This window comes from Methanobrevibacter millerae (genome assembly GCF_900103415.1).
Taxonomy (GTDB): Archaea; Methanobacteriota; Methanobacteria; order Methanobacteriales; family Methanobacteriaceae; genus Methanocatella; species Methanocatella millerae.
The window spans coordinates 1-26,529 of the sequence record NZ_FMXB01000016.1 but is presented as its reverse complement, the minus strand read 5'-3'; the positions used below and the strand labels follow the sequence as shown (position 1 = coordinate 26,529).

At 36.8% G+C, this 26,529-nt stretch carries 26 protein-coding genes; 9 read left to right on the top strand and 17 right to left on the bottom strand.

The features are described 5' to 3' along the window. Nucleotides 1-213: 213 nt before the first annotated feature. From F3G70_RS09155 to F3G70_RS09130, 7 genes are all read right to left on the bottom strand, one after another. Nucleotides 214-1,401, bottom strand: a complete 1,188-nt coding sequence (locus F3G70_RS09155; protein WP_149732404.1) for an AAA family ATPase — start codon at nucleotides 1,399-1,401, stop codon at nucleotides 214-216. Between the two features lie 148 nt (nucleotides 1,402-1,549). Continuing rightward, complete coding sequence (locus F3G70_RS12315) at nucleotides 1,550-1,690, bottom strand: hypothetical protein (RefSeq protein WP_223166056.1); 141 nt, start codon at nucleotides 1,688-1,690, stop codon at nucleotides 1,550-1,552. Nucleotides 1,691-1,917: 227 nt separating this feature from the next. After that, entirely contained in the window at nucleotides 1,918-2,637 is a 720-nt protein-coding gene (locus tag F3G70_RS09150) for a hypothetical protein (protein WP_149732403.1), read from the bottom strand. A gap of 414 nt (nucleotides 2,638-3,051) precedes the next feature. Continuing rightward, nucleotides 3,052-3,486, bottom strand: a complete 435-nt coding sequence (locus F3G70_RS09145; protein ID WP_262492223.1) for a HisA/HisF-related TIM barrel protein — start codon at nucleotides 3,484-3,486, stop codon at nucleotides 3,052-3,054. 1 nt (nucleotide 3,487) lies between these two features. Next, complete coding sequence (locus F3G70_RS09140) at nucleotides 3,488-4,045, bottom strand: oxidoreductase (RefSeq protein WP_149732401.1); 558 nt, start codon at nucleotides 4,043-4,045, stop codon at nucleotides 3,488-3,490. Nucleotides 4,046-4,152: 107 nt separating this feature from the next. Beyond that, nucleotides 4,153-5,145: an oxidoreductase gene (locus tag F3G70_RS09135; protein ID WP_149732400.1), complete on the bottom strand. Its 993-nt coding sequence runs from the start codon at nucleotides 5,143-5,145 to the stop codon at nucleotides 4,153-4,155. Between the two features lie 50 nt (nucleotides 5,146-5,195). Next, nucleotides 5,196-5,573, bottom strand: coding sequence for a winged helix-turn-helix transcriptional regulator (locus F3G70_RS09130; RefSeq protein WP_149732399.1), 378 nt, complete (start codon nucleotides 5,571-5,573; stop codon nucleotides 5,196-5,198). A gap of 76 nt (nucleotides 5,574-5,649) precedes the next feature. Between F3G70_RS09130 and F3G70_RS09125 the strand changes: the two genes are divergently transcribed. Beyond that, a complete protein-coding gene (locus F3G70_RS09125) occupies nucleotides 5,650-6,339 on the top strand; it encodes a DsbA family oxidoreductase (protein ID WP_149732398.1) in 690 nt (229 codons plus the stop codon). Continuing rightward, entirely contained in the window at nucleotides 6,336-7,025 is a 690-nt protein-coding gene (locus F3G70_RS09120) for a metal-dependent hydrolase (RefSeq protein WP_149732397.1), read from the top strand. The genes F3G70_RS09125 and F3G70_RS09120 overlap by 4 nt, the downstream gene beginning before the upstream one ends. Nucleotides 7,026-7,109: 84 nt before the next feature. On the opposite strand, the gene F3G70_RS09115 is transcribed toward F3G70_RS09120, so the two are convergent. The 5 genes from F3G70_RS09115 to F3G70_RS09095 all read right to left on the bottom strand — a co-directional run bounded on the left by F3G70_RS09115 (nucleotide 7,110) and on the right by F3G70_RS09095 (nucleotide 12,366). Next, nucleotides 7,110-7,583: a hypothetical protein gene (locus F3G70_RS09115; RefSeq protein ID WP_149732396.1), complete on the bottom strand. Its 474-nt coding sequence runs from the start codon at nucleotides 7,581-7,583 to the stop codon at nucleotides 7,110-7,112. A gap of 9 nt (nucleotides 7,584-7,592) precedes the next feature. Continuing rightward, nucleotides 7,593-9,248 carry an ATP-dependent DNA ligase gene (locus tag F3G70_RS09110; protein WP_149732395.1) on the bottom strand — a complete coding sequence of 552 codons (1,656 nt, stop codon included), beginning with the start codon at nucleotides 9,246-9,248 and terminating at the stop codon, nucleotides 7,593-7,595. Next, entirely contained in the window at nucleotides 9,248-10,522 is a 1,275-nt protein-coding gene (gene thiC, locus F3G70_RS09105; protein ID WP_149732394.1) for a phosphomethylpyrimidine synthase, read from the bottom strand. Before thiC ends, F3G70_RS09110 begins: the two co-directional genes overlap by 1 nt. Nucleotides 10,523-10,597: 75 nt before the next feature. Beyond that, nucleotides 10,598-11,446, bottom strand: coding sequence for a methanogenesis marker 8 protein (locus tag F3G70_RS09100; protein WP_149732393.1), 849 nt, complete (start codon nucleotides 11,444-11,446; stop codon nucleotides 10,598-10,600). A gap of 38 nt (nucleotides 11,447-11,484) precedes the next feature. Further along, complete coding sequence (locus F3G70_RS09095) at nucleotides 11,485-12,366, bottom strand: DMT family transporter (protein WP_149732392.1); 882 nt, start codon at nucleotides 12,364-12,366, stop codon at nucleotides 11,485-11,487. 153 nt (nucleotides 12,367-12,519) lie between these two features. Between F3G70_RS09095 and F3G70_RS09090 the strand changes: the two genes are divergently transcribed. Together F3G70_RS09090 and F3G70_RS09085 are read left to right on the top strand one after the other, a co-directional pair. Next, nucleotides 12,520-13,194 (top strand): 3'-5' exonuclease, encoded by a 675-nt coding sequence (locus F3G70_RS09090; protein ID WP_149732391.1) that lies wholly within the window; start codon nucleotides 12,520-12,522, stop codon nucleotides 13,192-13,194. Between the two features lie 66 nt (nucleotides 13,195-13,260). Next, entirely contained in the window at nucleotides 13,261-13,524 is a 264-nt protein-coding gene (locus F3G70_RS09085; RefSeq protein ID WP_149732390.1) for a zinc ribbon domain-containing protein, read from the top strand. 70 nt (nucleotides 13,525-13,594) lie between these two features. On the opposite strand, the gene F3G70_RS09080 is transcribed toward F3G70_RS09085, so the two are convergent. Beyond that, the gene (locus F3G70_RS09080; protein ID WP_149732389.1) at nucleotides 13,595-15,790 is read right to left on the bottom strand and encodes a CDC48 family AAA ATPase; all 2,196 of its coding nucleotides are present in this window, start codon (nucleotides 15,788-15,790) and stop codon (nucleotides 13,595-13,597) included. Nucleotides 15,791-16,265: 475 nt separating this feature from the next. Here F3G70_RS09080 and F3G70_RS09075 point away from each other — a divergent pair, with 475 nt between their 5' ends. Continuing rightward, on the top strand, nucleotides 16,266-17,717 hold the full coding sequence (locus F3G70_RS09075; RefSeq protein ID WP_149732388.1) for a sodium-dependent transporter: 1,452 nt from the start codon (nucleotides 16,266-16,268) through the stop codon (nucleotides 17,715-17,717). Nucleotides 17,718-17,720: 3 nt separating this feature from the next. Here F3G70_RS09075 and pyk read toward each other — a convergent pair whose 3' ends face one another. Then, the gene (gene pyk / locus F3G70_RS09070) at nucleotides 17,721-19,124 is read right to left on the bottom strand and encodes a pyruvate kinase (protein WP_188118135.1); all 1,404 of its coding nucleotides are present in this window, start codon (nucleotides 19,122-19,124) and stop codon (nucleotides 17,721-17,723) included. Nucleotides 19,125-19,379: 255 nt separating this feature from the next. Here pyk and F3G70_RS09065 point away from each other — a divergent pair, with 255 nt between their 5' ends. After that, entirely contained in the window at nucleotides 19,380-20,534 is a 1,155-nt protein-coding gene (locus F3G70_RS09065; protein ID WP_149732386.1) for a TMEM175 family protein, read from the top strand. Between the two features lie 36 nt (nucleotides 20,535-20,570). Here F3G70_RS09065 and F3G70_RS09060 read toward each other — a convergent pair whose 3' ends face one another. The 3 genes from F3G70_RS09060 to F3G70_RS09050 all read right to left on the bottom strand — a co-directional run bounded on the left by F3G70_RS09060 (nucleotide 20,571) and on the right by F3G70_RS09050 (nucleotide 24,477). After that, the gene (locus F3G70_RS09060) at nucleotides 20,571-22,166 is read right to left on the bottom strand and encodes an ABC1 kinase family protein (RefSeq protein ID WP_149732385.1); all 1,596 of its coding nucleotides are present in this window, start codon (nucleotides 22,164-22,166) and stop codon (nucleotides 20,571-20,573) included. Nucleotides 22,167-22,182: 16 nt separating this feature from the next. Then, entirely contained in the window at nucleotides 22,183-22,686 is a 504-nt protein-coding gene (locus F3G70_RS09055) for a DUF308 domain-containing protein (protein ID WP_149732384.1), read from the bottom strand. Nucleotides 22,687-23,022: 336 nt separating this feature from the next. Beyond that, complete coding sequence (locus tag F3G70_RS09050) at nucleotides 23,023-24,477, bottom strand: DUF2779 domain-containing protein (protein WP_188118134.1); 1,455 nt, start codon at nucleotides 24,475-24,477, stop codon at nucleotides 23,023-23,025. A 176-nt stretch (nucleotides 24,478-24,653) separates the two neighbouring features. On the opposite strand from F3G70_RS09050, the gene F3G70_RS09045 reads away from it, so the two are divergent. The 3 genes from F3G70_RS09045 to F3G70_RS09040 all read left to right on the top strand — a co-directional run bounded on the left by F3G70_RS09045 (nucleotide 24,654) and on the right by F3G70_RS09040 (nucleotide 26,244). Further along, nucleotides 24,654-24,833 carry a 4Fe-4S binding protein gene (locus F3G70_RS09045; protein WP_149732382.1) on the top strand — a complete coding sequence of 60 codons (180 nt, stop codon included), beginning with the start codon at nucleotides 24,654-24,656 and terminating at the stop codon, nucleotides 24,831-24,833. A 239-nt stretch (nucleotides 24,834-25,072) separates the two neighbouring features. After that, nucleotides 25,073-25,240 (top strand): hypothetical protein, encoded by a 168-nt coding sequence (locus F3G70_RS12110; protein WP_188118133.1) that lies wholly within the window; start codon nucleotides 25,073-25,075, stop codon nucleotides 25,238-25,240. A gap of 80 nt (nucleotides 25,241-25,320) precedes the next feature. Continuing rightward, a complete protein-coding gene (locus F3G70_RS09040; protein WP_149732381.1) occupies nucleotides 25,321-26,244 on the top strand; it encodes a hypothetical protein in 924 nt (307 codons plus the stop codon). The last annotated feature ends 285 nt before the right edge of the window (nucleotides 26,245-26,529 follow it).

Genomic DNA, 26,529 nt, shown 5'->3' with positions numbered 1-26,529 from the left:
TATAAATATTTAATCATATTTGACCCATTTATTGTTTGACCAACCGTTCTTATATTCTCAATTTTCACTCGCTTTTTTAATTAATAAAAAGTTTAGTTTCTATAAAACGTATGATAAGTTCGCATGCTTATCTTTTAACACCTCTGAACTCTAGGATACTTTATTTTGTAATAATTAAAAAACTTTTGAAAGCAAATCCAAAACTAATGCTAATTAAATACTTCTAAATGGATATATTCCATTCTTTTCATGACTATTTTGAAGCCAGTAGGTGAGTATTGGGTCAGTAATTTGGTATTTGTCATTTACATATTCAATTAAGTCAAAATCAAGCAGGCGATTCAATGGCCTATTAAGTGATCCGCTAGTAACCTCTAAAGTGTTTGCTATTTCAATTCTCCTTTTAGGGTTTCCAAGTAAAGAAATGATTATTTTTTGTTCTTGAAATGTTAATTTAGACCACATGAATATAAAATGTACTGCAAGATAATCAATCGAATCCTTAAATAACTCAATAATGTTATTTTCTGTTAAGGTTATGTTTTCTGGAAGAATTTTTGCAAATATGTTGATGTAATAAGGTATTCCTCGAGTGCATTTGTAAAATCTTTCAAATCCCCCATCATCCAGCAATATGTTTCTTGGAATTGATTCGATGTATTCCCTTGTTGTTTGTTTTGAAAATGGATGGATTTCAATTGTTAGCATTCTTCCTCCAAATGCACCTTCCTTTCCATTTAAATCATTGATTAAACTGTCTTTCAAACTCATACTTCCACAAAATAGGTATGCAACATTTTTTTGGTTTTGAATGAAACTACGCATATACCATAAAAATTTGTCTACATTGTCTAAATCTTTAATCAATTGGATTTCATCAATGAAAATGAATACTCCTTTTAATTTGTCACTATTGTCTTCGTAAATTTTTTGGGGCAATTCCATTACAAAATCAGCTAATCTTGCATAATTCTCCTCACTTTCAAATACTGGTACTGGAATGTGTTCATAAGATAAAATCTTATCTATCTTGAATTTATTTGTTTTAAAGTATTTTTCTATTTTCTTGTCAAGTGTTCTTAAGCCGAATTCTTTCGAAGCTTTTATTATTGCATCATAGATTATTTTGATTATGCTGCCTCGACTTAGCTTTTTTTGTTGGTATGCATTACTTCTTGACAGATCAATATCTACTACCAGATATTCCTTATCAAATTTATGTTTAATTTTTTTGATGAGTGCTGTCTTTCCTACTCCCCTAATTCCAGTCAATAGTATAGTGGGGGATGAATTGAATTCCGTGGTTCCTAATAGACTTGACAGCATATTAATTTCATCTGCCCTGTTGTAGAATTGTGTTTCAGTTAAATTTGTATCTGTAATGCTTGCAATTTCATCCATGTTTAACCCTCATGTAATGTAATTTGCATTATGTATTGTAACATAATGTAGTTTTAATTATATAATTAATTTTTCATTATATATTGTAATATAATGTATTTTTCATTACATTTAATCTTTATGTTATTGAAATCTTGTTTGATAATACTCATTGTGGATTGTGTAAGAATGTTTCAAAGATTAAGTCAAAATCTCCAATTCTTTGAATATTCTTAACACCAAAATGTTTAGTATCAGGCACAAAGAATTCACCACAGGAATTAATTATTTCAATTGAATAATCAATCATTTTAAAACATTTATTTTTTTATTTTAAAAAATATAATTCAATATTATATTTAATTACAAATTTTATAAGCTTTTTGTTTTAAATAAATACAAAATTATAAAGTTAAAGCAATTTTACAAAAGTAGAGCAATTTGATAAAAGAAATTTTTAAAAATAAGAGAATACTATTGGAAACAATATTATGGGAATATCATATACCCAATCAATAATTAATCTGAAATTTTAGTTTACCAATTTACAAATAATGAACCCATTATTGCCATAAGTATTATTCCAATTATTAAAAATTTTGTTAAACCATTCTTTTCTTTTAATTCGAATGGTAGAATTTTATTTGCTATGTCTGGAGATAATATAAATGAAACAATTAGTAATGAGGAAATAAAGTAGATTAAGTAACATATGTCTAAGTTACTTTCTGCAATACCTGATATAACTTTCATTAATGAAAATCCAATGAGATGGCAACTTATAAGACTTCCAAAAATATAATAAATAGCAGGATGATATCCGATAACATATTCTATTATTATATTTCCATTTTTATCTTCAGTTACTAATTTGTGACTGTTCTCATTTTTATAAACGTTAATTCTTAAAAACATGAAAAATGCAGGGTATAATGCTGCTAAACAAAATCCAATGGCAGAATAGATTCCTCCTTGATGTGAAGCAATTGGATAAATAATAAAAGCAAATGCAATACTTGCAGGAATGAAAAATAAAACTACTCCCTGATAAGATAGGCCTTTATATTCTTCATAAAATAATCCATATTTTCCATCAAGATAATCACGATTATAAACGATAATTGCTGATAATAATGTAAGTATTGTAAAACCGATGATAATATTAATTACAAATGAGGTGCGTAAATCTACGATTAAGAATAACACTAAGGATATAACAAGTCCAATTAGTTCTAAAAAAATAGATCCTGAAATCATATAAGATTTCAATTCATTTTTATCTATAAAGTAGACCAATCCTTACTAATATTTTTAATTAATTCTTCAAGCAAGCACATCACATTTATTAATTGAATTTCGATAAAATATATTTATTTCAGCACATATAATCATTACTAAAAAAAAGGAAACGAAATTATAAAAGATTAATAACAAAAGTAATCCATAAATCAATTATAATTGGAAACATTGCATACACCGTACATTACCAACAAAATTTAATTAATTAGACAAATTATTTTGAAAAAACTACGAACAATTCGTATGAAACTTATAAAAAAGTTTCGACACTCTCATTTTGCAACATAATAATTTTTAGATGCGATAATACTCTCATTAGACCAAATTTCATGAAACTATTTTAATTGCAGATATCTTTAAAAAAAATGATGATTAATCACTATATTCTATCAAACAAACACTCTGTTTTTTCCAATAGCAGTTGTTACAAGTTTTACATTCAGATTTGCCATATCCATCAATTTTCCATTGAGTTAAAAAAGTAGGATCTTTTACAAAGGGTCTTTGCATTGAAATAAAGTCAATATCAGTATTATTTAACAATTCGATGATTTTATCCATATCTGACCTTCCCCCACCTAAAACAACGGGGATGGAAACATTCTTTGCAACTTTATCCGCAAAGCTCACTAACATGTCTTGATTTGATTGACCTTTTCTAAAGTATTGTGGAGATAAGAATTTAGTAATCTGTAAGCTATCTGCACCGTTTTCAGCAAGAATTTTGCAAATTTCCAGAGAATCCTCTTCATCCTGATACAAATTAACCTTACAGTGAACATGCAATCCTGTTGTTTTTTTAATCAATTTAATTATCTCCAAAACCATTCTCACGATTGTAAGTATTTCCACCATAATTGTCACTGCGTGTATTTTCAAAAGGATTCATGACACGTGATAAATAAAAATTATTGCCTATGCATAATTCTATTCCATCAAATCCTGCAAACATTATCTTTTTTGCTGCAACAATATAATCCGCCTGAATTGTCTTTATATCCTCCAAAGTCAAATCATTGACTTCCATCATCTGTTTCCCATTTACATTACAGTTGACAAAGCCTATTTGGGCAAGAATTGGAGTATTATTTTCATGGGCTATGCTGGTAACCTCTTTAAAGTCCCGTATGAATGAAGGAGCATTAATATAATCAGTAAAATCACTGAATCTGTCATGACTATATAATGAAATCAACTCGGAGACTATTACGCCAACATTATTTTTTGATAATTTTTCATATCTGTCAAATACATCCTGAGACAGATTTTTACTGGAATCGTTTTGGGATTCCCACAACCCATTTCTTATTATACGACTGGAAACCTCAAGACTGCCGAATTTAGTGTTGTCAAATATACTTTTCATAGTTACATATTAGATAAAAGGAATATAAAAAGGAGAAAGTAATTCACAAATTACCTAAAATTAACTGATTCAATAATTAATCTCAACTTTTGCTTCCTTAAATTACCCTAATAATGGTAACATGTGCTGGTCTTTGTCCTATAACAATTATTGCATTTCAAACATTTGGATTTACCTTCACCATTGATTTTCCAATTATTTAAAAAATCTTCCTTCGCAACAAAAGGCCTGTACATTGACATGAATTCAATATTAGTACTGTTCAGCAATTCATTCATATGAATCATATCATTAAATCCCCCACCAACAATGACAGGAATGTCAACAGAATCTATTAGTTTAGAAGTATAATCTATTAGTTCATCTTCTCCAGATACTTTGTTGGTGAAATACAAAGGTGAAAGAGGTCGTGTTAACTGAAGACTGTCAACTCCAACTTTTTCAAGTAATTTACAAGCTTTAAAACTTTCAGTTGAATTAAATCCATTTTTCCTCTCATCAAAAGTGTTGATTTTGCAGGAAATATGTAAATCCAAGTTATCTTTCATTACTTTAACCAATTCCAAAACCAAACGTGACCTATTAAATAAATTTCCACCATAATTATCTTCCCTTTGATTATAATATGGATTGATGAATTTAGATAGGTAAAAATTATTACCTATTGACAATTGAATCCCGTCAAATCCTGCAAATTGCAACTGTTGAGCTGCAGAAATAATATCTGCCTGTATTTTACGAATATCTTCAACAGTTAAATCATTGACTGAAATATCCAAGTCAATTCCACGGTTGAATTTGATGAATTCAACTTGCCCTAAAATTGCAACCCCATAACTATGGCAAATTTCAGCCAATTTTCTTGCCACAGTCATGAAATTCCGATTGCTCATTTTAAAGGAATGTTCACTAAACTTATCATTAGGATATATTGAATACAGCTCAGAAGTAATTAGACCAACCCCGCTTGAGGCTATTTTTTCATATCTATCATAAATTGCGTTTAAATCATCTTGTTGGGATTCCCATAAACCTGTTCTGATGATTCTGCTGTTAAGTATTAAGTCACCGAATTTACATTTATCAAATATGGATTTCATAAAAAGTAATTAGTAAAAAATAGTATAAAAAGAAATAAGTAATTATAAACTTACCTGATATTGTAAATTTTGCGGTATTCACCCAAAAGTTCTTCAATTTCCACATCATCAGAATTGGAATAATTCAATTCATCAAAATAATACTCAGTGATTTCATATAGTATCCTATTAGCCCTAAGGCCTTTAGGAGTTAAAGCATATTCTGTCTTATTATGGTGCTCATCAACAACTGTCTTGGTGATTAGTTCCTGTTCTTCCATATACTTCAGAGTCTGTGCCAACACATGATTACTGATTGTGGGATTTGCATCCTTAAACTCGTTGAAATGTGTCATTCCCCTGAATATATTTGACATGATACAAAAAATCCATTTCCTGTTAAACAAATCTAAAGTATTTCCAATCGGGCAAATATCATTGCTAATCATATTATCTACCAAGTAATTATACAGTTACTTACTTATTTATTAATTAAATTTTTTAAATATTTCTTTGAGGAATATTATGAAAATTACATACTGGAGCGACTTTGCCTGTCCATACTGTTACATTGGCAATAGCAGATTAAAAAGAGCAATCAATGATTTAAATTTGGATGTTGAATTTGATATCCGTGCTTTTGAGCTTGATCAAAACGCACCAAAGGATGTCAAATCCACTACTGTTGAAAGGTTTGCCATCAAATATGGCCTATCAATTGAAGACGCTAGAAAGCAGGTTGCACAAATTTCAGGGCTTGGCCGTGATGAGGGCATTGATTTTAAATATGAATCAACACTTTACACTAACACCCGTGATGCCCACAGACTGATGAAACTGGCACAGGACAAATATCCTGAAAATGTGGAAAAACTGGCCAGATTACTATTTGATGCTTATTTTGTTGAAAACCTTAAGCTGGCAGATAAGGAAGTGTTACTTAAAATCGCTTTAGATGCAGGTTTGGATGAAAATCAAATAAATGACGTGCTGAACAGTAATTTATACAACAGTCAGGTTGAAGAAGACGAGGATATTGCATTATCCGGAGGAATACATGGTGTTCCATTTTATTTATTTGACAATAAATACTCAATTCCAGGCGCATTATCATATGATGACTTTAAAAGTGTCCTGTCACAAATTGTTGCAGAAAATGAAGTTGATGATGATAAGGACGCAGACAGTTGTGCTGATGGGGTCTGTAAAATATGAAACTTAAATGGTTAGGTCATTCGGCATTTGAATTAACCTCAAATAGAGGATTAAATATTTTAATCGACCCATTCATTCAGGCAAATCCTGTATGCCCTCTAAAAATTAGCGATTTGCATCCTGACATTATCTGCATCACCCACGGCCATGCAGACCACTTCGGAGATGTCATTGAAATATCAAGAAACAATACAAATTTGATTGTTATAACAAATTATGAAATTTCCATATATCTTCAAAGAAAAGGAGTAAATGCCATTGGAATTAACTATGGTGCATCCGTTAAATTTGAGGATGTTGAAATCAGAATGCTTGAAGCCAGACACAGCTCAACATTTGACTTTGAAATTGATACAAAATATGCAGGGAATCCTGGAAGCTTTTTATTGACTTTCGACAACAATTTGAAAGTTTTTCATGCTGGAGATACTGGACTTTTCTCTGATATGAAATTTGTAATTGGAGAAATTTACAAACCGGATATTGCAATATTACCTATTGGAAACATTTTTACAATGGACATCAAAGAAGCATCAATTGCAGCTAGCTGGATTAAACCCAAATTTGTTATTCCAATGCACTACAATACATTTCCTTCAATTGCACAGAACCCTGAGGAATTTGAAAAATTGGTTCCAAACTCTAAAACATTAATTCCAAATGTCATGGAAAGCATTGAATTTTAAAGAGTGTGTTTAACTTACATCATTGCGCAAATAGAATTAAGTTAAAATTAGAAAAAAATACGAACAATTCGTATAAAACAAAACCTAAAATCTTCTCGTTCGCCACATATCTAGTTTTCTTTTCTTCTCCTGTTCGGTGTCCGTGAAGCTGTACTGGCCTTCGTCGCCGTAGTTTGAAGAGTGAAACATCCTGACGAAATGGCCGCAGGAATCGTCCGGGTCGGTAATGGCTCCGGTCTTTTGACAAATCATTCCATGGGCTGAACCTAAAGGGTGAGCCTGCCAGTATGTGCAGTCTGCGCAGGTATTTTCTCCACCATATCTGATTTCATCATCGTCAAAATCTTCTTCTTCCCAATCATCGTCATCTTCACTGTCTTCGGCGTAATAGTCTTCGTAGGGGTCATTAAGCATGTATCCGCATGCGCTGCAGGTTATGTCGTCGTCAACAGCCGAGCCGCAGTCCGGACATATCACAGCATCTGCAGAGCATCCGCAGTAGGGACAGTCGTCATTAAATTCCTCATCAAACTCTTCGCCGCAGTTTACACATTCCATTTAATCACCTCATTGCGCGTCATACATCGAAAGCAGCCTTTCAACGGTATCGACATCATTAGGACCTTTATCTTTTCTTATGTTTTTAACGACAGGGAACCTTAATGAATAGCCGGTTTCATATTCCGGTGATTCGACGATTTCTGAAAATGCGATTTCCAGAACTATCTTAGGCTCAACAACGATTTCACGGCCTTTCGTTGAAATTTCAAGCTCCTTCATTTTTTTGGTTAAATATTCCAGTGTCGCATCGTCAAGGCCGGTTGCTGCATATGCGACGCTTTTGAACTCGTCATCTTCGTCCCTTAATGCCACAAGATAAGATCCGACGAAATCTCCACGTTTTCCGATTCCGTAGGTTCCTCCTATGATTATCATGTCCAGGGTTTCAGGCTCCGCCTTGTATTTAAGCATTTTCTTTCCTCTGATTCCCGGAATGTATGGTTCTGAAGCGTCCTTAATCATGATTCCTTCGTGATGGGCTGCAATTGATGAGTTGAAAAGCTCCTCTATTTCATCAATGTTTTCAGGCGTGCCGACAAGCATTGTGCTCAGGTTCATTGCATCAACGCTCGTATCGACAATGTTTTCCAATGTCTCTCTTCTTTTCATCAGCGGCTCATCAATCATCGGTTCCTTATAGTATAAAACGTCAAAGAGGTATAATTTTAACGGAACGTTTTCCATTGCCTCTTCCACGTTGTATTTCCTCCGTACTCTATGAAGGATGTTCTGGAAAGGCAGAGGCTTGCCGTCACGTGTAGCTATTACCTCGCCTTCTACGATATAGTCCTCGTGCGGCAGGTACTCGTCAAAGAGCTCAACGATTTCGGGAAGCGCGTGGGTGATGTTTTCAAGCCTTCGGGTGAATATCTTGATTTGCGAACCATTCCTGTGAACCTGCAGGCGTATTCCGTCATATTTGGTTTCACAGATTGCCGTTCCCATTTCCGGTATGATTTCAGTAATTGGAGGTGAAAGCTGTGCAAGCATAGGCTTTACCGGAGTTCCAGGGGTTAAATTAAGTTTGGATAATCCTTCAGCCCCCTCCAGAAGGGCGGTTCTTGCAACGACCGAAAAGTCATTGGTAAGCATCTGCGCCCTCTCGACAATTGCCTTGTCGATATCAAAGGCCTGTGCGATTCCGTCACGAACGACGCCGTCGCCAACGCCGATTCTTAATTCTTCTGTAATCGTACGTGTAAGGTATTTGGCTTCCGTAGCTGAAGCCTGTGACAATAATTCCAATAAGATTGATATTTTACGGTTAGTGGAGCGTGATCCGCTTATCTTGGAGAGTTTCTGCAGGCTTGCGAAAACAAAGTCGATTGTCAGCGGCTGTGAGAAAAAGGTCATCTGGGACTTGTTGGAGTATAATTTAACGCATGCAAGGCCGATATCTCCTTCGTCACGCACGGCATCTTCCACTTTGGCCGGTGTGGTTCCGACAGCTTCAGCAACTGCTCTTTCAACTAATTTGGCGCCGATTCCGATTTCTTCTGAACTCCATGCCGGAAAGACTCCTCCTCTGAGCAATAATCCGACTTTTCCTATTGTATCGGCATCCAGTTTCTTTAAGTATTCGGATATGATTTCAGTCTTTTCCAGACGTTTCGTGGTGGCTTCAAGAGCTGAGTAAACGTCCACTAATTCTTGATATTTCATTAAAAATCGCCTTTTGCTATTTTTACAGCACAATATTCTCCGCACATTGCGCACATTTCATCGTCATCGAGTTCGCATTTGTCCCTGTACTGCCTTGGTTTTGATTTGTCAAAGGCCAGGTTAAACTGGGTTTCCCAGTCGAATTCCCTTCTGGCTATTCCCATCTGGCGCTCCCTTATCCATGCCTGAGGCAGTCCACGTGCAACGTCGGCGGCTTCTGCAGCTATTTTGGAAGCTATGACTCCCTCCTTAACGTCTTCAAGTGAAGGAAGTGAGAGATGCTCTGCAGGGGTAACGTAGCATAAAAAGTTGGCTCCACTGCTTGCTGCTATCGCTCCTCCGATTGCTGAGGTAATGTGGTCGTATCCGGGTGCCAAATCGGTAACCAAAGGTCCCAAAACGTAAAACGGAGCTCCGTAACATATGGTTTTTTGAAGTTCCATATTTGCTTTTATCTGATTTAAAGGCATGTGTCCCGGCCCTTCAACCATAACCTGAACGTCAGCATCCTGAGCCCTTTTTACAAGGCCTCCCAAGTTAACCAGTTCCTGGATTTGCGGAATGTCACTTGCATCGGCAAGACAGCCTGGCCTGAGCCCGTCGCCTAATGACAAGGTAATGTCATACTCGAATGCCAAATCCAAAAGATAATCGTAATTTTCGTATAGTGGGTTTTCCAAATCGTTGTGCTTGATCCATGATGCAAGGAATGTGCCTCCACGGCTTACGATTCCCATCATACGTTTCTGCTTTTCAAGTTTTGAAACCAGGTCTTTTGTAATTCCGCAGTGAAGGGTCATGAAGTCCACTCCTTCCTTGGCCTGATTTTCAATGGCCTTGAACATGTCGTCGGGATCCATCTCTATTATTTCTTTGTTTTTAGCCAGTGTAACAACGCCCGCTTCATAAATAGGCACGGTTCCGATAATGACGTCAACGGCATCCATTATCTTTTGTCTGAATAATTTCAAGTCAGAACCCGTTGACAAATCCATTATGGCGTCAGCACCGTATTCAACGGCCAGCTTTGCCTTATTGATTTCCAAATCCAAATCATCGATTTTTGATGAAGAGCCTATATTTGCATTGATTTTTGTTGTAAGGCCTTCACCTACACCGCAGGCTTTTGCATGGCTGTTAACGTTTTTAGGAATAACAACTTTTCCGTCACTTATCAGTCTGGCCAGTTTATTAACGTCAATATTTTCATTTTTTGCAACCTCTTCCATTTCGGGAGTAATGTTGCCTTTTACTGCTTCGCTTTTTTGAGTCAATATCTTCCCTCATTTAAATTAACTTAATTAGAAATATTATGTTTATCAAAGTATTTAATCATTTTTTGATGAATTTTAAACCAACGGATTTGGGTGCTGTTCGAGGTTTAAAGGATAATTGTTGTCAGTTAACGGTTTTCCAATTTTTTCAAGACGGTTGTCTAAAAATTCCCTTCCCTTTTCTGTAATTGCAAAAATCGGAACTTTTGAGCCTGAATAGTAAAGTTCTCTTTCTTCAGCATATTTCCTGACTTTTTTGGATGCGCAGGCGGTTGTAACGTCAGCATATTCAAATACGTATTCGACATCCTTTTCGCTCGCATTTGTTGCGTGCGCCACCAGAATATAAACGTTAACGTCTTCAGGAACAGGATATTCACGGATTTCCTTAATTATTTCTCCCGGAAGTATTGTTATGGCAATGTTTTTAAATCCTCTTTCAACAGCCATTTCAAGCCCTTTAATTGGTGTCAGTTCTGCAGTTTCGGGATTTACAACATTTTCCACACCGACCTGCTCGATAACTTCCGGAATTGGTGTTGTGCTTACAAGTCCGGATACCCTTCCTCCAACACCCTGAATAAGGTCTCCTTCGGTCATTAATAATGTTCCAACACCGTCGCAGACTCCGACAACGCAGTCAATAAGGCCCAATTCCACGTTTGTTTTAAGGATTTCGGAAATTCCAAAACTCAAGACGTCAGGCATTCTGACTACCCTTTGGGGTGTGCACATTCCGAATTCACGGATTCTCTTGTTGATGTTGAATTCGATGAATTCTCTATTCAACTCCTTTGCATTATCGATTTTGTCATAAATCGGACAGTAATCGACAAGCGTTTCTCCAATATGGGTTATTTCACCATTTTCAATTACCACTTCGGTCTTTCCAACCGCTTCTATAACATGACGGTCCTTTGCCATACTCTCACCTTTAAACTAATATTTCATTTTAATTGTAATTAACTTTCGCTTTTTGACAGTATTGCAAGTGCTATAATTGCCAAAATCATACCAAAAAACATTAATGGCGTTGGAATTTCACTGTAAACGATGATGCCGTAGACTAATGCTGATAATGGCTCGGCGCCTGATGTCAGAATTGAGGCGCTTCCCGAATCGATGTGGTTAAGGGAAAGCGTTAAAAGGACATATGGCATTGCAAAGCAGAATAGTGAATGCAGAATAAGAAATACGATATTTGGCCCAACGTTCAGGTTAATGAAGGTGCTTATCTGGGTGAAGCTCGTAACCGGCAGCAGAACAATCGTAATTATAATTAATGAGTAAAAAAGTATTGTATATGTTTCTATTCCTTCTTCAAGGCATTTCTTGGATGCAACGGTATAGATTGCCCAGAATATTGCAGAACCTGCTCCTGCGAGGATTCCCATGGCTGATACATTGGCAACGTTTCCCTCTAAAAGTCCTGTTGTCAATATGCAGCCCATTATTACAAGAGCTATTGAAACGATTTTTTTTGACGTTATCCTCTCCTTAAAAAGCACATATGCGAATATGATGACGAAAACCGGTGCGGAACTTAAAAGTATCGCAGCCAAGGATAAGCTGACGCAGTTCACTGATGTATTATAGCACAAATTAAGGGCAATGATACTCAGTCCCGTCACAATGAACAATTTTAAATCCTTCAATCGTATTTTTAACAGATTTCTGTCACTTACTAGAATAACCATTAATATTACTGGAAGGGCTATTGAGAACCTCAGGAACAGTAATGTCGTTGAATCGATTCCGTTTTGGGTCAGGGTTCTCACAAATATTCCGCCCGAACCGAAGAGCAATCCTGAAAGAATAGCGAAAATATAATAGAGTTTTTTCATCACTTTCTGAATTTGTTTTCCAAGACTTAAATAATTTTTAGAATTCGGTTCAAATCTAAAAATTAGCTGATTTTTTCTAAATATTTAAATATTTACTGCTATAAAAATTACTTTATCACTTAAAGGAGTGAATAATCGACCTTTTATTAATTTATTTTTGGAGGAATTCTCATTAAAATAATCTTTTTTGACACTGAAACGTCCGGTTTGGATTGTATCAACTGCAAAATAATCGAGCTTGCAATGTTTACTGTTGTTGACGGTGAAATCATCGAGGAATACGATGAGTTCATTAATATCGGCGAACCCATCCATCCGGGAATCACTGAAATTACAAGCATAACCAATGAAATGCTTAAAAACGAGGGCGTCAGCGAGGAAAAAGTCGCCAATGATTTAAAGGAGAGGCTGACCGAGGATACATTGATGGTTGCCCACAACGCCCAGTTTGACTTGTCATTCATTTACTTCTTATTGAAAAGGCACTTTCCATCAGAGGCCGACGATATCGTGTCCAATCTGAACTGGCTGGATACTGTTACCGTTTTCAAGGACAGAAAGGAGTATCCGCATAAGTTAATAGATGCAGTCCACTACTACGGCGTTGAAGAGGTTAATTTCCACAGGGCAATTGATGATACGAAAGCGCTTTATGAAATAACTCGCGAGCTGAGAAATGAACGTGATGATTTAAATGAATACATCAACATATTCGGATACAACCCTAAATATGGAGTCAGCGGCTTCAGATTCCCGTTCATCGAATACAAGGCACAGTATTATACAAGAAGCATGCGATCAGAGGATGACATTTTGCCGTTTAAATAATACTTATCAGATGCTTTCTAAACTTTTATATTCTAACACAAATAAATAGTCCTCTGGTGATTAAATATGAATTTTGAAGATATGATTTTTTGTCAATCCTGCGCCATGCCTATGGGCGAGGACGATTTCGGAACTGAAAAGGACGGTTCCAAAAGCCAAGATTACTGTAAATACTGCTATCAGAACGGTGAATTTACAAGCGACATAACTATGGAAGAAATGATTGATTTCTGCGTTCCAAAAACCGCTGAAGCCACAGGCATGAGCGAAGAGGAAGCAAGAAAAATGTCGGAGGAAATGTTTCCTAAACTTAAAAGATGGATGGAATAATCTTTTTTTTATGGGATGGTTTTTTGGCAGGAGAAAAAAATGGAGGGTTGTAAGGAAGTGGGGTTCTTCCTTACATATATTGGACTAGTTGTTCATCTGCCTTATTTGCAGGTTTTATTTTTTCGATTGCTTCTTTGAAATATTCGTTTGGTATTTCAGAAGCTTCTAAATTGTTTCTTAACGTGAGCATTGCTGCTTCACGACATACGGCTTCGATATCAGCCCCGACATATCCGTCGGTACTTTTTGCTAATTTTTTAAGGTTAACGTCACTTGCCAATGGCATGCCTTTGGTATGGACTTCAAAGATTGCGAGTCTTGCCTCTTCGGATGGCGTATCGACTTTAATGTGTCTGTCGAACCTTCCAGGTCTCATTAAACCCGGATCGATAATGTCCGGCCTGTTGGTTGCAGCGATGATTGCTACATCTTCAAGCTCTTCCAATCCGTCCATTTCGGTTAACAGTTGATTAACTACTCTTTTTGTCACACCACTATCTCCATCGTTTCCGCTTCTTGTGCTTGCTATGGAATCGATTTCATCGAAGAATATTACTGTTGGAGCGGTCTGTTTTGCTTTTCTGAAAACTTCCCTTACGCCTTTTTCGGATTCTCCAACCCATTTTGATAATAATTCAGGGCCTTTGACTGAAATGAAGTTTGCTTCGCTTTCATGTGCCACTGCTTTTGCAAGCAAGGTCTTTCCGGTTCCAGGGATTCCGTAAAGCAGGGTTCCTTTTGGAGGCCTTACGCCTAATCTTTGGAAGGTTTCCGGATATTTTAAAGGCCATTCAACTGCTTCCTGCAGTTCCTGTTTGGCGTCATCAAGTCCACCGATATCGTCCCAGCCAACGTCAGGCACCTGCACGAGGACTTCCCTGAGTGCTGAAGGCTGAATCTCTTTCTGTGCGGATTTGAAGTCATCTTTAGTTACTATGATTTTTTTAAGGACTTCTTCTGGAATCTCTTCATCGTCGCTTTTGATTTCAGGCAGAATCCTTCTCACTACCCTCATTGCGGCTTCCTTACATAATGATTCCAGATCTGCTCCTACAAATCCGTGGGTCGTGCTTGCAATCTGCTTTAAATCGACGTCTTCTGCTATAGGCATGTTTCTTGTGTGGATTTCAAGGACTTCTTCCCTTTCGTCAGCATCAGGTACGCCGATTTCTATTTCACGGTCAAACCTTCCAGGTCTTCTTAAAGCCGGATCAAGGGAATCAGGTCTGTTGGTTGCACCTATGACTACGACCTGGCCTCTTGATTTAAGGCCGTCCATTAATGTCAGCAATTGTGCAACGGTTCTTCTTTCGACTTCGCCGTTGGTTTCTTCCCTTTTAGGAGCGATTGCGTCCAGTTCATCAATGAATATGATTGAAGGGGAGTTGGCTTCAGCTTCTTCAAAGAATTCCCTGAGGTTTTCTTCGGATCCTCCGACGTATTTGCTCATGATTTCAGGTCCGTTAATCAGGATGAAATGGGCGTCACTTTCGCTTGCAACGGCTTTTGCAAGGAGGGTCTTACCGGTTCCAGGTGGTCCGTGCATTAACACACCTTTTGGAGGAGCTATTCCTAACTTTTCAAATAATTCCGGTCTTTTAAGAGGGATTTCAATCATTTCCCTTACTTTTTTGACTTCTTCCTTAAGACCGCCGACGTCTTCGTAGCTTACGTCCACAAGGTTGGTTACCCCTTCGAGCTTGCTTACGTCAACCGGGGATTCGTGGAGTTCCACTTCGGTGTTCTGTCCGACTACAGTGATTCCTCCAGGCTGGGTGGACAATACTGCGAATCTGATTTCTCTCATTGCAGGGGTAAAGTCCAGCAATTCGTCAAATATGCTGTTGAATCCCATATTTGGCCTTGGGGCTCTGATTTGAGATCCGATGATGTCTCCTTGCATCATTACTTTTCCCATGAATAAACCGCGCACGTCACCCTGTACACGGATGTTATCTTCAGTCGGTGCTAAAACAACTTTTTTGGCCTCTACTGCATTGGCCTTTTTGATTGTAACTTCGCCGCCTATGGTTGCTCCTGAATTCTTACGAACCAGTCCGTCAATCCTGATTATGCCAAGACCGATGTCGGTTTGTGAAGGTAGCACAATGGCTGCGGTTTTTTTATCACCGTTGATTTCGATTATGTCTCTTTCGTTAAGTTCCAATTCGGACATTACGTTTGGATCGACTCTTGCAATGCCTTGGCCGATTTCCCTTTGGGAAAGGGCTTCAGCAACTTTCAATGTTTTTTCATTTTGAGTCATGGATATCATCTCCGTATGATTAAATTAGTATGATAAGAAATTTCGGTTGTCTTCTCGCCAACCGGTCATTTTAACTTTGACACATATACTGTGTAAGTCTTACTATATAAACCTTTCGGTCAAAAAAATTTTTCAATAAAGATTTTAAGAAGTTTATTTAGCAAATATTAATTGATATTTAATTATTTTTTATTTTTAAAAAATTAAATTTTTGTGTTTAATTAATTAATTTATTTTATCTAATTATATTTGATTTTAAAATTTAATTACTTTTTATTACTTTAATATTTGTTCGTATAGAAACGAACATTTTTTGGAAAACACGATAAGATTAAAGTTTAAATCCAATATGATTCTTTAAAAAATAATTTTTTGTTCAAAAAATAATTGCTAAAACAATAATTATTTTTATCATCATATCCAAAAATTATAATATATGCCTATTTCAATTACTAAAAAATATTAAGGGGATTGAATGAATAAGAATTCACAGTGGAGTTCAATATTTACGTTTATTTTGGCCATGATAGGCCTTACGATAGGAATCGGAAACATCTGGCGTTTCAGCTATGTGCTCTATTCCAATGGTGGGGGCTCATTTTTCATACCTTATTTAATAGCAATTTTGGTCATGGGAATTCCCTTTTTAATTCTAGAATATGGCTTGGGTTTCAGTTTAAAAAAGAGTTTTTCGAAGCTGATGCATGATATCCGGCCGGAATTTGAGATTTTCGCCTGGATGCTGGTTTTATTTGTATTTATTGTTGTAATTTATTATATGGTCATTTTGGGATGGGATTTTGCATATTTCCTAAATAGCTTTACCTTTGGCTGGGGAGCGGATCCCAATTCATTTTTCACAACATATGTCGGAGGCAGCAGTGATTTGTCCAATGCAGCAAGGCTGATTTTGCCTACGCTGTTTTGTACAACAGTATTGTGGATACTTTTCTGGATAGTGTCTACTCATGACGTGAAAGGAATCGGAACTATATCATCCGTTTTAATTCCGATGCTTTTTATTATCATGATTTTAATTTTTATATACTCATTCACGCTGGAAGGTTCTGTCCTGGGATTGAAAACCTTGCTTACGCCGAACTGGTCGGCTCTTTTCAATATTAACATCTGGCTTGCAGCGTTCGGTCAGACAATTTTCACTTTAAGCATAGGCCAGGCAATGGTTTACACATATGCAACGTATCTTCCTAAAAATTCAAAACTTGTCGATGAAGTCTTGCTTGTAGTCATTACAAACACGTTGTATGAAATTTTCATCGCCGTAGGGGTCTTTTCAATACTCGGATACATGTCAATAAAGTCATCAGTGCCAATAGAAAATCTGATTAGCCAAGGAACGGGACTGATATTTGTAGTGTTCCCGCAAATTTTTAGTGAAATGGGTATTGTAGGTCAGGTTATGGGTCCTCTATTGTTCTTATCCATATTGTTTGCAGGATTTACCTCAGCACTGGCCCTATTTGAACCATTGCTTTCATCATTGTGTGACAAGTTTGCATGGAGCCGTCGCAAGGGAGTAACAATTCTTGTAATCGTAACAATTGCCTGTTCCGTTATCTTTTCAACGGGATTGAGCAGTTATCTGGTCGAAATTGTTGACAATTTTGTAAACAGCTTTGGAGTACTGATTTTGATTGGTGTGCAGGCAATAATTTTCGGATGGTTCTATGGCGTTGAAAAGGTAATTCCCATTCTCAATGAATTTTCCACGGTTAAGGTTGGAAAGACATGGGTTTTTACAATCAAATATGTATTGCCTATTCTTCTTATTGTAATCTGGATTTATGGTATTATAGATCTGGTTAGTGATACCAACATGCTTGAAATAATTGTTGATATCATCATAACCCTTGTGGTGGTCGGATTTTCAGTATTGTTTACAAAAATGAAGCCTAAAAATGCATGATTTTTAGATTTCCATAATTCTTAGATAATTTGTTTTTTTCGCCTTTCCTAATGGAAATCCTCCGGTAACCACTATCAAATCGCCTTTATTCAAATTGAATTCCTTTTCTGCCGTTTTTCTTGCGTTTTCAACCATTTTATCTGTTGATTCGTAAATGTCGGTTACCACGGGCTTGACGCCGAAGTTCAGAGCAACCTTTTCTGCAATATGGTTTGACGGACAGCAGGCCATGATTATTGAATTCGGCCTGAAATTGCTTATGCTTCTGGCCGTAAATCCGGACATTGTCGTTGTAGCTATTAATTTAATATCATTGAATTCAACGGCGTCCACAACAAGCTTGGCAATAGTATCTCCGATGCCTATGTTTCCCTTGTAGGCGACGTGTTTGGTATAGTCGATTGTTGATTCAACGTATTCGCATATTCGGCTCATTATTACAACGGATTGCACCGGAAACTTTCCGATTGTGGTTTCGCCTGAAAGCATCACGCAGTCCGTTCCGTCAAGTACTGCGTTTGCAACGTCTGATACTTCCGCTCGTGTAGGCCTTGGGCTTTCATACATTGAAGCAAGCATTTCCGTGGCGACAATGGCGAACTTGCCCTTCTGACGGCATTTTTTGATTATGATTTTTTGAATCATCGGAAGCTCTTCTAAAGGAACGTCCACTCCCAGATCTCCTCTGGCTACCATAATGCCGTCTGACTCGTCGATTATCTCGTCAATGTTTTCAAGGCCTTTGTTGCTTTCGATTTTTGAGATGATAAGTGCGTCTCCTCCTGCATCTTCAATAATTTTGCGGGCTTCAATAACGTCCTCTCTTGAATTAACAAATGACAATGCAAGATAATCGCATGAATGCTGTGCAGCAAAGGTAATGTCCTGTCTGTCGATTTCGCTCATGAATTCCAGGTTTAAATCGACGCCCGGAACATTTATTGTCTTGTTGTCTTTAATCTTTCCGTCCTCCAGGGCTTTCAATACCACATAATCCTCTTTCTTCTCAATTACTTCCAGTTCAAGAAGGGCATTGTCTATCAGCACTTGGTGTCCTGTTTTGATAAAGTCTATCGCTTCGCAGTGGTTGACTCCGAATTCCTCTTCGTTTCCAAGTGTGCAGGTCTTGCTCATCCTGATGGTGTCACCCGCCTTAAGGGTTATGCCGCCGTTTTCGAATTTAAGCGTTCTGAATTCAGGTCCTTTGGTGTCGTACATTATTGCTATATGTGCGTTGCATGCCTCTCGCACTTCACGAATGACCTCTATCGTATTGATTATTCCTTCCTTTGTGGCATGGCTGAGATTGATTCGAGCACAGTCCATTCCTGCATTAACCATTTCGCTCATTACCTCAACGGAATCGGAAGCAGGACCTATGCTGCATATTACTTTTGTTTTTTTCACGTTATCTTCTCCAATTAACATTAATTAACGGCAAGATTATTACCAATTAATTAATAGTTATTAACTGTAAAAGTTATATAATTTGTGAATTGAAAGCTCTTTCATATACATCCCAATTCAAAAAGCACTTTGATTTTCCGGATACCTGGCATTAATGCAAAAGTCATTCATTTAAATACATTTTTTTTGGTGAAAGCTTCAATTTAATGTTATGAATAAATAAGATTTATTAACTTTCAAAACAAATGTTAAACCATGAATACGAATAGGTTTGAAACATTTTATGATGCGGTTCTGGCGATTGTTATAACGATTCTGGTTTTAAAGATTCCTCAGCCATTCGGTCCCGGCTGGGGGGATCTATTTGCAAATTTGCTTAGTATAACAACCTATTTCATCGTATTTCTCTCTATCATCAATATCTGGTACACAAATCAGAAGCTGTTCCAGCATATCGATGACATTAACAACAAGGTTCTCATTTCATATGGGATTTCAATGTTTCTCTTTACGCTCTTCCCGTATTTCGCCTCATGGCTTTCCCTGAACCTGTATTCATTAACTGCCGAGACGATATTTGGACTGATTATACTTTTCGCCAACATTTCCCATATCATTTCAGTGGTTGTGGTGTTCGGAGCAAACAAGTCCAATGAGAAATTAAAGGAACTCCACATTAAGAAAATTCATTTCATCGGGCCTTTAATCATTATATTGATAGGTTTTGTCATATCCTACACGATATACGTTCCGGGAATTTATCTGATGTGTTTAATATCAGTGGTTCTGAGCATAATCTATAACAGAATGCAGGGCCAGGAATTTGAAGATACTGAAAGGTTTGAAGCTCTTATTGATGCGATTATAGCTATTATTATAACGATTATCGTGCTTGAAATCCCGACTGCAGTAAACGGCAGCTTAGGCGCCCTACTGGAACTGAAACTTGAATTCATAGCATATGCAATCAGTTTCATAGTCTGCTTTAATGTGTGGAACTTTACCTATAACCTGTTCTCCATCGTCAACAAGATCAATTACAAGTCAATCTGGGCCATATGTCTGGGTTTGTTCTTCCTTTCACTGATTCCTTACTTGACGACATATGTCGCCATGAATTTCAATGAATTCGTGCCTCAGTGCGTCTACGGTATCGATTTCATTATAATTAACGTATGCTCCATTGTCGCAACATATCAGATGAAAAAGATAGATGAATCAAATTCATTCCTGCAGATGGCGTTCCAGAATTACAATAACTACATTATAAACATTGGCTTTACGGTGATTTTCATAATTATCGGTTACTATTTCTATCCGCCAATTATTATTCTCTCATGTCTTCTTTCAATTGCAATGACATGGATATTCATGATGAAGAAAATTAAATTAATCAATTTCGATAATTAAAAAAATAAGTGTTGAGGAAAATTAATTCCTCCAAATCTATTTTAAAACGAATTTCTTTATGCCGATAACGCTTAGGATTATGGCAATTATATATCCGATTAAGGAAATCGCAGGCATGTCGAATAGTCTAGGTCCAAATGAAACGACTGATGAACCTATTATGAGCGCTGATACCAGTGCGATAATTGAAACCTTGTCGGTAATGTCAACTTCCAGGTGGAAGCGGAACTCTTCGTTATCAATCTTGTGAATCATCCTTGTAAGAAGTTTAGGAAGGTTCCTGACCATATGGTCATAAAGAATCAGGTTGCTTTTTTTGCCTTTTATGAATTCTTTAGGGCTGACTCTTTTTTTGGCAATCTGCGTAGCGATAGGCTTGATTGATGCGAATACATCGATTTGCGGATCGAGATTGTGCGCAATGGCTTCAATCATTGACAGTCCTCTTGCCATTGTAACGATTTCATTCGGAATGATTACTCCATATTCCTGCATGAGGCTGAGAAGCGCTTCCAGCACTCCGTCGAAACGGTTAAGCTGTACGCCGAAATACCTTCCAAAGAGGTCATTGAGGTCTCTTCTTAATGTTTTCGTGTCGATGTCATAATCAAGGATGTCCATGTACATCAATTGGTTGATCAGTCCGTCAACGTCCTGGTCTACGAATAAAAGCATTACTTCTGAAAGGTTGCGCTTGAATTCCTCATCAAAGAATCCCATCATACCCAAATCGAGATAACATACTACGTTGTCCTCCAAAATCATGATGTTTCCTGGGTGAGGATCTCCGTGGAAGAATCCGTCGATGAACAGCTGCTGGAGATATGAATCCAGAACATTTTTTGCCAATAGCTTCTTGTCGAATTCGTCTCCTGTGCTTGCATAAACGTCATTGAGTTTTGTACCTTCAATGAATTCCATGGTAAGGACTTTTGAGGTACAGTATTCGGCGTATGTGGCCGGAATGTGAATTTGGGGATTGTCCACGAAATTCATTTCAATGCGCTGCATGTTCATGAATTCGTTGTTGTAGTCGATTTCCTTGTGAATGGAACGGTCAAACTCCTCCATGATTCCCGGCAGGTTCAGTTTTTTCAAATCGGAGTTGAATTTGTCTGCACGATTTGCGACATACTTCATTATCCTTAAATCAAGGTCAATCTTATCGGTAATGCCTTCCTTTTGGATTTTGACTGCAACACGTTCGCCGGTAATTAATGTGGCTTCATGAACCTGACCGATTGATGCGGTCGCTAAGTGCTCATGCTTGAAATCTGCATATAGTTCATCAATGTTGCCTTCTAGTTCCCTTTCAACTATTTCCTTTACCTGTTCGTATGTTATTGCAGGATTGTCGTCTTGCAAATTGGCAAGTTCTGCTGCAACCTTTTCTCCGACAATATCCGGTCTTGTACTCAATAGCTGACCTAACTTGATGAATGTGGTTCCCAGTTCCTGAAGCATCAGTCTCAGTTTTACGGGGAGTTCATCGTCCAGCAAAAGATTGTCCTCGTCATCCAGCTCTTTGTGGCGTAGTTTGCTTTTTGCTGTTTGGCCTAAAATCTTGTCGAAGCCGTATTTTTTCATGGCTGCCCTGATTTCGCCCAAACGTTCCTTTGTCTCTTTATCCATAATTATCACTTAAAATTTAAATTCTATCAATAACCGGGTTGATTAAAAATAAACTCAAACCTTCTAAAATTAAACCGATTCCAACTAGAATTGCGACATATAATGGCTGTGCAATTGAAAATGCAGCGAGATAAGTTGCTATAAAACCTAATATTAAAATCAATATTGACATGAGTCTTGATGTGGTATCGATTGCAAAGAAAATTCCGAAGATACCTACAAATATCAGCACGAATGCAACCAAATAGAACAGGTATGCTGAAAGGAAAGACAATGCGTCGATTTTATATATAAATAAAAATCCGAAGAGTACTGCACAAATTCCTATCAGTATATCAAGCGCTGAAACGTGAGCCATCATGCTCCAAAAAGAAAATCCTTTAACAATGGAAGCAAATCCGAAGCATATTAGACATATGCCTGCAATAAGGGATACTGCTGCCGCACTATACATAGGGTAAACTATGAAAATTATACCTAATAGTATAAAAATAATTCCAAGTATTTTTCTAAATTCCATTTTATCACCTAATATTTATAGTTTTGTAGGATTTATTATATAATATTTTAATTTGGCCCTGAAAAATCGGGGGAGTTTTTCATCAAAAGTGGTTGCGGTGATGTCATATTTCACTCTCAGGATTCGGCAATAGGTTGAAATTAATTCAGGCCTAAGCCATTGGAAAACCGCTTTCGGCAAAGCTTTCATATATATCCTCATTTCAAATGAGATTTGGTTTTCGAAATTCTTGGCATTAATTGCACATACACTCGATTAAATTAAATGAAAAGAAATAGTTTTGATTTAATTGATGATGGCTTCAAGGATTCATCTTAGCTCGCCCTTGAAATCTCTTCACTCATTTTTCACAACTTCTCTGAATTTCTCCCATATCTTGACCATTGCGTACGTGTCCAGTCTGCAGTATTCAAGCAACGCTTTTCTTATTTCTTCCTGTTCTTCTGGAGACTTGTCCTTTAGGGTTAAAAATGCGTTTGAGGCTTCATCGCCCTTGTGAATTAATGAAAGCTCACCGTAATCCAGTTCCGGATCGTTGGGATACAATGCCGGCAGAACGTATTTGATTGAATAGGAGCCTTTCATTTCCTTTGTATAGTAGTCTCTGTTTCTGAACGGCACCATCAAATCAACGATGTTAGAGTTGATTCGATCCATTTCCTCCTTCAGGTCAGGATACATCTCGCCGATTTCACGGTTTCTGGTCGCTTCAAAGGTCTTGTTGTAGACGATTACGCTGCCGTTTTCGCTCATGTCCTCAATCATGCTTTCGGCAAAGTTCCTGATTACGTTTTCATCGTCGGCTTCGGCCAGGAACTCCTTATGTTCCAGGGGTGCCCCTTCCTCTCTGATGATGTGCAGTGAATACTGGAAAGGAATCTGCTGATAGGCCTTTGTCCCTTCAAGCTCGGGTATTGCATGCTGGCAGGATTCATAATCGATGAAATAAAGTGGATAATTAAGCGAATCAAGCACTTCCATTACAGCTTCCTTTTCTATCTTTGCCGGGCGGTCATTAAGCTCAAAATCAATCTGTTCCAGGCATTTCTCGTTAATGTCCTCGTTTTTCAAATCTTCGAATGATATTTTGCCCTCATCATATTTCTTGAATTTTGTGCGGTTCTGCATGCCTGCAATATCAAATACATTCGGTTTAGGCAGGTTCCGTGTACAGTACTGCCAGAAAGGGCATTTGTATGGCTTGAAGCAGTGCAATCCTATCTCTTTAACTGGCTCGTTATATTCGCCGTAAACGTCCATGTAATCATTAATCATTTCGATGTTTGCCCTTATCTCGTCCTGCTTTTCCAAACAGGCATCGGTAATGTCTTCAATGTTGAATAGCTGGGTGATGTCAAGCTCACTACCTCTCACGTATTCGTTGTTCAAATAGACAATTGCTACTTTTTTGACGTTTAAACCCAAATCGGACAATACCATGTACTGGAATGCGGCGTCATCCAAATATATGTCATCGATTTTTGTGGAACTTTTCACTTCATAGATTTCCACTCCGTCGGAATCGTTTTTAAGGATGTCAACGCTGCAGAAATTGTTGTTATAGGCAAATGATGCTTCCGTGATGATTTTTGTTTTAGCAACCATCAGCATCTTTGTTTTTGCAATCCTTTCAAAAAGGGTCCCGTCTGAGGGTATGTCCTCATAATCTCCGAACAATCCTTTTGCAAGCTCGCCTACCTTTTTTCCGGTTTCAAAAACGGATTCGTTGTTTTCTGATGCAGCACTTTCCGCCTTATATTTGTTCAGCCAGAAAATCTTTTCGCACTGCACGCATTGGCAATACTTTGACTTCGATATAAATGCCCTGTTCATATTAGATTATTATTGATTTCCAATTATTTAAAAATTTAAATGTTTTGAAGTTCAAAATATTAATAGTGGTTTCAATTGGATTGCATTAATATTTAATGTGTCCTAAAATCAATAATGAATTTGGAGATTAAAAAATGGCTGATATAACAATAAATAGAGATAAATGTGATAATTGCGGGGACTGTACTGACGTATGCCCTATGGAAGTTTTGATTCTTGAAGATGGCAAGCTGACCATCAACGATCCGGACGAATGCAGCTACTGTGAAACCTGCGTTGACGTCTGTCCGAATGAATGCATCACAATCGATTAAAACTAAATTTCTTTTTTACTTATTTGGATGTCCGCCAAAATTAGTTTTTGGCAGACTTATTGATTTTTTTTAGGATGATTTGTTAAAAGTGAGAAAAAATAATTCAAAAGCTTTTTTTGGCAAAAAATCAAAAAATTAGATTTTACGGACAGCTGTTGAATTATAATTTGTTTTTTAACTAATTTTATATATTATTTTCAATAAATTAATACTATCACTTAATATTGGAGGTATAAATTTTGAAAAAAATTGGACTATTTCTTATTCTATTAATACTGTTTATTTCAATCGGCTGTGTTTATGCTGATGGAAATCTCACTTCACTCCAGAAGGAAGTTAATGAAGAATCTGACAGTCTTATACTCACTCAGGATTATGCATTGATTCACAAACTGATAATGGTTTAGAAGAGGGGGTTGTTGTAAATAAAACAAATTTTGTAATTGACGGAAAGGGACACACGCTCGATGGAAAAAATCAATCCAGATTGCTTGAGGTATATGGTTCAAATATAACTATCAGCAATCTTAAAATAATCAATGGATTTAATGTAAATGGTGGAGGAATTTTTAATATTGCCTGGAATCTGACTCTTAATAACGTTACTTTTATAAGCAATAATGCAAAGCAATCAGGAGGAGCTTTAATCACTGGAAACCCCACTATAGTTAAAAATTCTAATTTTATTAATAATTATGCGGGAACAGGCAGTTCAATTTGCTGTGAAAACTCAGTGCTGAAAACTTATGATTCAACTTTCATGACAGATAACACACCATTTAAGGGTATGATATATGGTGTTGAATCAACAATTTTCGTAGATTACTGTACCTTTGCCAATACGACTGCACAATATGCTACTGCAATATATAACGATAGAAAAACATACATATACAATTCAACATTCATGAATTTGCATGCAATAAAAAGCGCTGGTGCCGTAGCCATAAAAGAATTGGATGAGGTTGTTATCATGAACTCAACATTTATAAATGCAACTTCCACAAATAATGGTGGTGCGGTATTCATAGATGCCGGAGGTTTCTTATATGAGGATAATGGTAATGTACTGATTTATGAAACACTCTTTGAAGACTGTTCTTCAGGCTTTGGCGGGGCTTTAGTTATTTTAGACAGTATAAGCACCATAAGGCAAACTACTTTTAGTGATAACCGTGCTGGTTACGATGGTGCGGCAATTTATATGTCCGGAACAGCAGCAACCATTACAAACACACTTTTCAAAGACAATAAATTAACAAATAAAGAAGAGAATTTAAAACATGGCGGAGCAATCTATGTGGATTTGGCTTTTTTAACAGTTTATCGTTGTGAATTTAAAAATAATGATAAACATGGTATTTATCATAATATTGCAAGAATACCCCAACTTCTTCTAGGTTGGGGATGAATTGCACAATGGGGGGGGTGTTTTTTTTATAATGTGTTAGTATTGGTATACGTTTGTAATAAACGGTTTAAATACGTTTTTGATTATATGAATTATTTTGATTAATTATTTGAGTAGGAATCAACATTCAGTATACAAATTAACTTTTCATTTTTGGTGTTGGTTTATATAAAATAATCGTAGGAAAGTGATTAATCACGATATTTTTTTTTTGATTATTTTTTGATGGAATATTTTTTTTATTAATAAAATTGGTCAGATTTATAAGGATTTTTATTGTTAAGG

What these genes read in the sequence shown, in the direction of transcription:
- F3G70_RS09155 (WP_149732404.1), bottom strand. Translation starts at nt 1,401, where the DNA reads ATGGATGAAATTGCAAGCATTACAGATACAAATTTAACTGAAACACAA.
- F3G70_RS12315 (WP_223166056.1), bottom strand. Translation starts at nt 1,690, where the DNA reads ATGATTGATTATTCAATTGAAATAATTAATTCCTGTGGTGAATTCTTT.
- F3G70_RS09150 (WP_149732403.1), bottom strand. Translation starts at nt 2,637, where the DNA reads ATGATTTCAGGATCTATTTTTTTAGAACTAATTGGACTTGTTATATCC.
- F3G70_RS09140 (WP_149732401.1), bottom strand. Translation starts at nt 4,045, where the DNA reads ATGAAAAGTATATTTGACAACACTAAATTCGGCAGTCTTGAGGTTTCC.
- F3G70_RS09135 (WP_149732400.1), bottom strand. Translation starts at nt 5,145, where the DNA reads ATGAAATCCATATTTGATAAATGTAAATTCGGTGACTTAATACTTAAC.
- F3G70_RS09130 (WP_149732399.1), bottom strand. Translation starts at nt 5,573, where the DNA reads ATGATTAGCAATGATATTTGCCCGATTGGAAATACTTTAGATTTGTTT.
- F3G70_RS09125 (WP_149732398.1), top strand. Translation starts at nt 5,650, where the DNA reads ATGAAAATTACATACTGGAGCGACTTTGCCTGTCCATACTGTTACATT.
- F3G70_RS09120 (WP_149732397.1), top strand. Translation starts at nt 6,336, where the DNA reads ATGAAACTTAAATGGTTAGGTCATTCGGCATTTGAATTAACCTCAAAT.
- F3G70_RS09115 (WP_149732396.1), bottom strand. Translation starts at nt 7,583, where the DNA reads ATGGAATGTGTAAACTGCGGCGAAGAGTTTGATGAGGAATTTAATGAC.
- F3G70_RS09110 (WP_149732395.1), bottom strand. Translation starts at nt 9,248, where the DNA reads ATGAAATATCAAGAATTAGTGGACGTTTACTCAGCTCTTGAAGCCACC.
- F3G70_RS09100 (WP_149732393.1), bottom strand. Translation starts at nt 11,446, where the DNA reads ATGGCAAAGGACCGTCATGTTATAGAAGCGGTTGGAAAGACCGAAGTG.
- F3G70_RS09095 (WP_149732392.1), bottom strand. Translation starts at nt 12,366, where the DNA reads ATGAAAAAACTCTATTATATTTTCGCTATTCTTTCAGGATTGCTCTTC.
- F3G70_RS09085 (WP_149732390.1), top strand. Translation starts at nt 13,261, where the DNA reads ATGAATTTTGAAGATATGATTTTTTGTCAATCCTGCGCCATGCCTATG.
- F3G70_RS09080 (WP_149732389.1), bottom strand. Translation starts at nt 15,790, where the DNA reads ATGACTCAAAATGAAAAAACATTGAAAGTTGCTGAAGCCCTTTCCCAA.
- F3G70_RS09075 (WP_149732388.1), top strand. Translation starts at nt 16,266, where the DNA reads ATGAATAAGAATTCACAGTGGAGTTCAATATTTACGTTTATTTTGGCC.
- F3G70_RS09065 (WP_149732386.1), top strand. Translation starts at nt 19,380, where the DNA reads ATGAATACGAATAGGTTTGAAACATTTTATGATGCGGTTCTGGCGATT.
- F3G70_RS09060 (WP_149732385.1), bottom strand. Translation starts at nt 22,166, where the DNA reads ATGGATAAAGAGACAAAGGAACGTTTGGGCGAAATCAGGGCAGCCATG.
- F3G70_RS09055 (WP_149732384.1), bottom strand. Translation starts at nt 22,686, where the DNA reads ATGGAATTTAGAAAAATACTTGGAATTATTTTTATACTATTAGGTATA.
- F3G70_RS09045 (WP_149732382.1), top strand. Translation starts at nt 24,654, where the DNA reads ATGGCTGATATAACAATAAATAGAGATAAATGTGATAATTGCGGGGAC.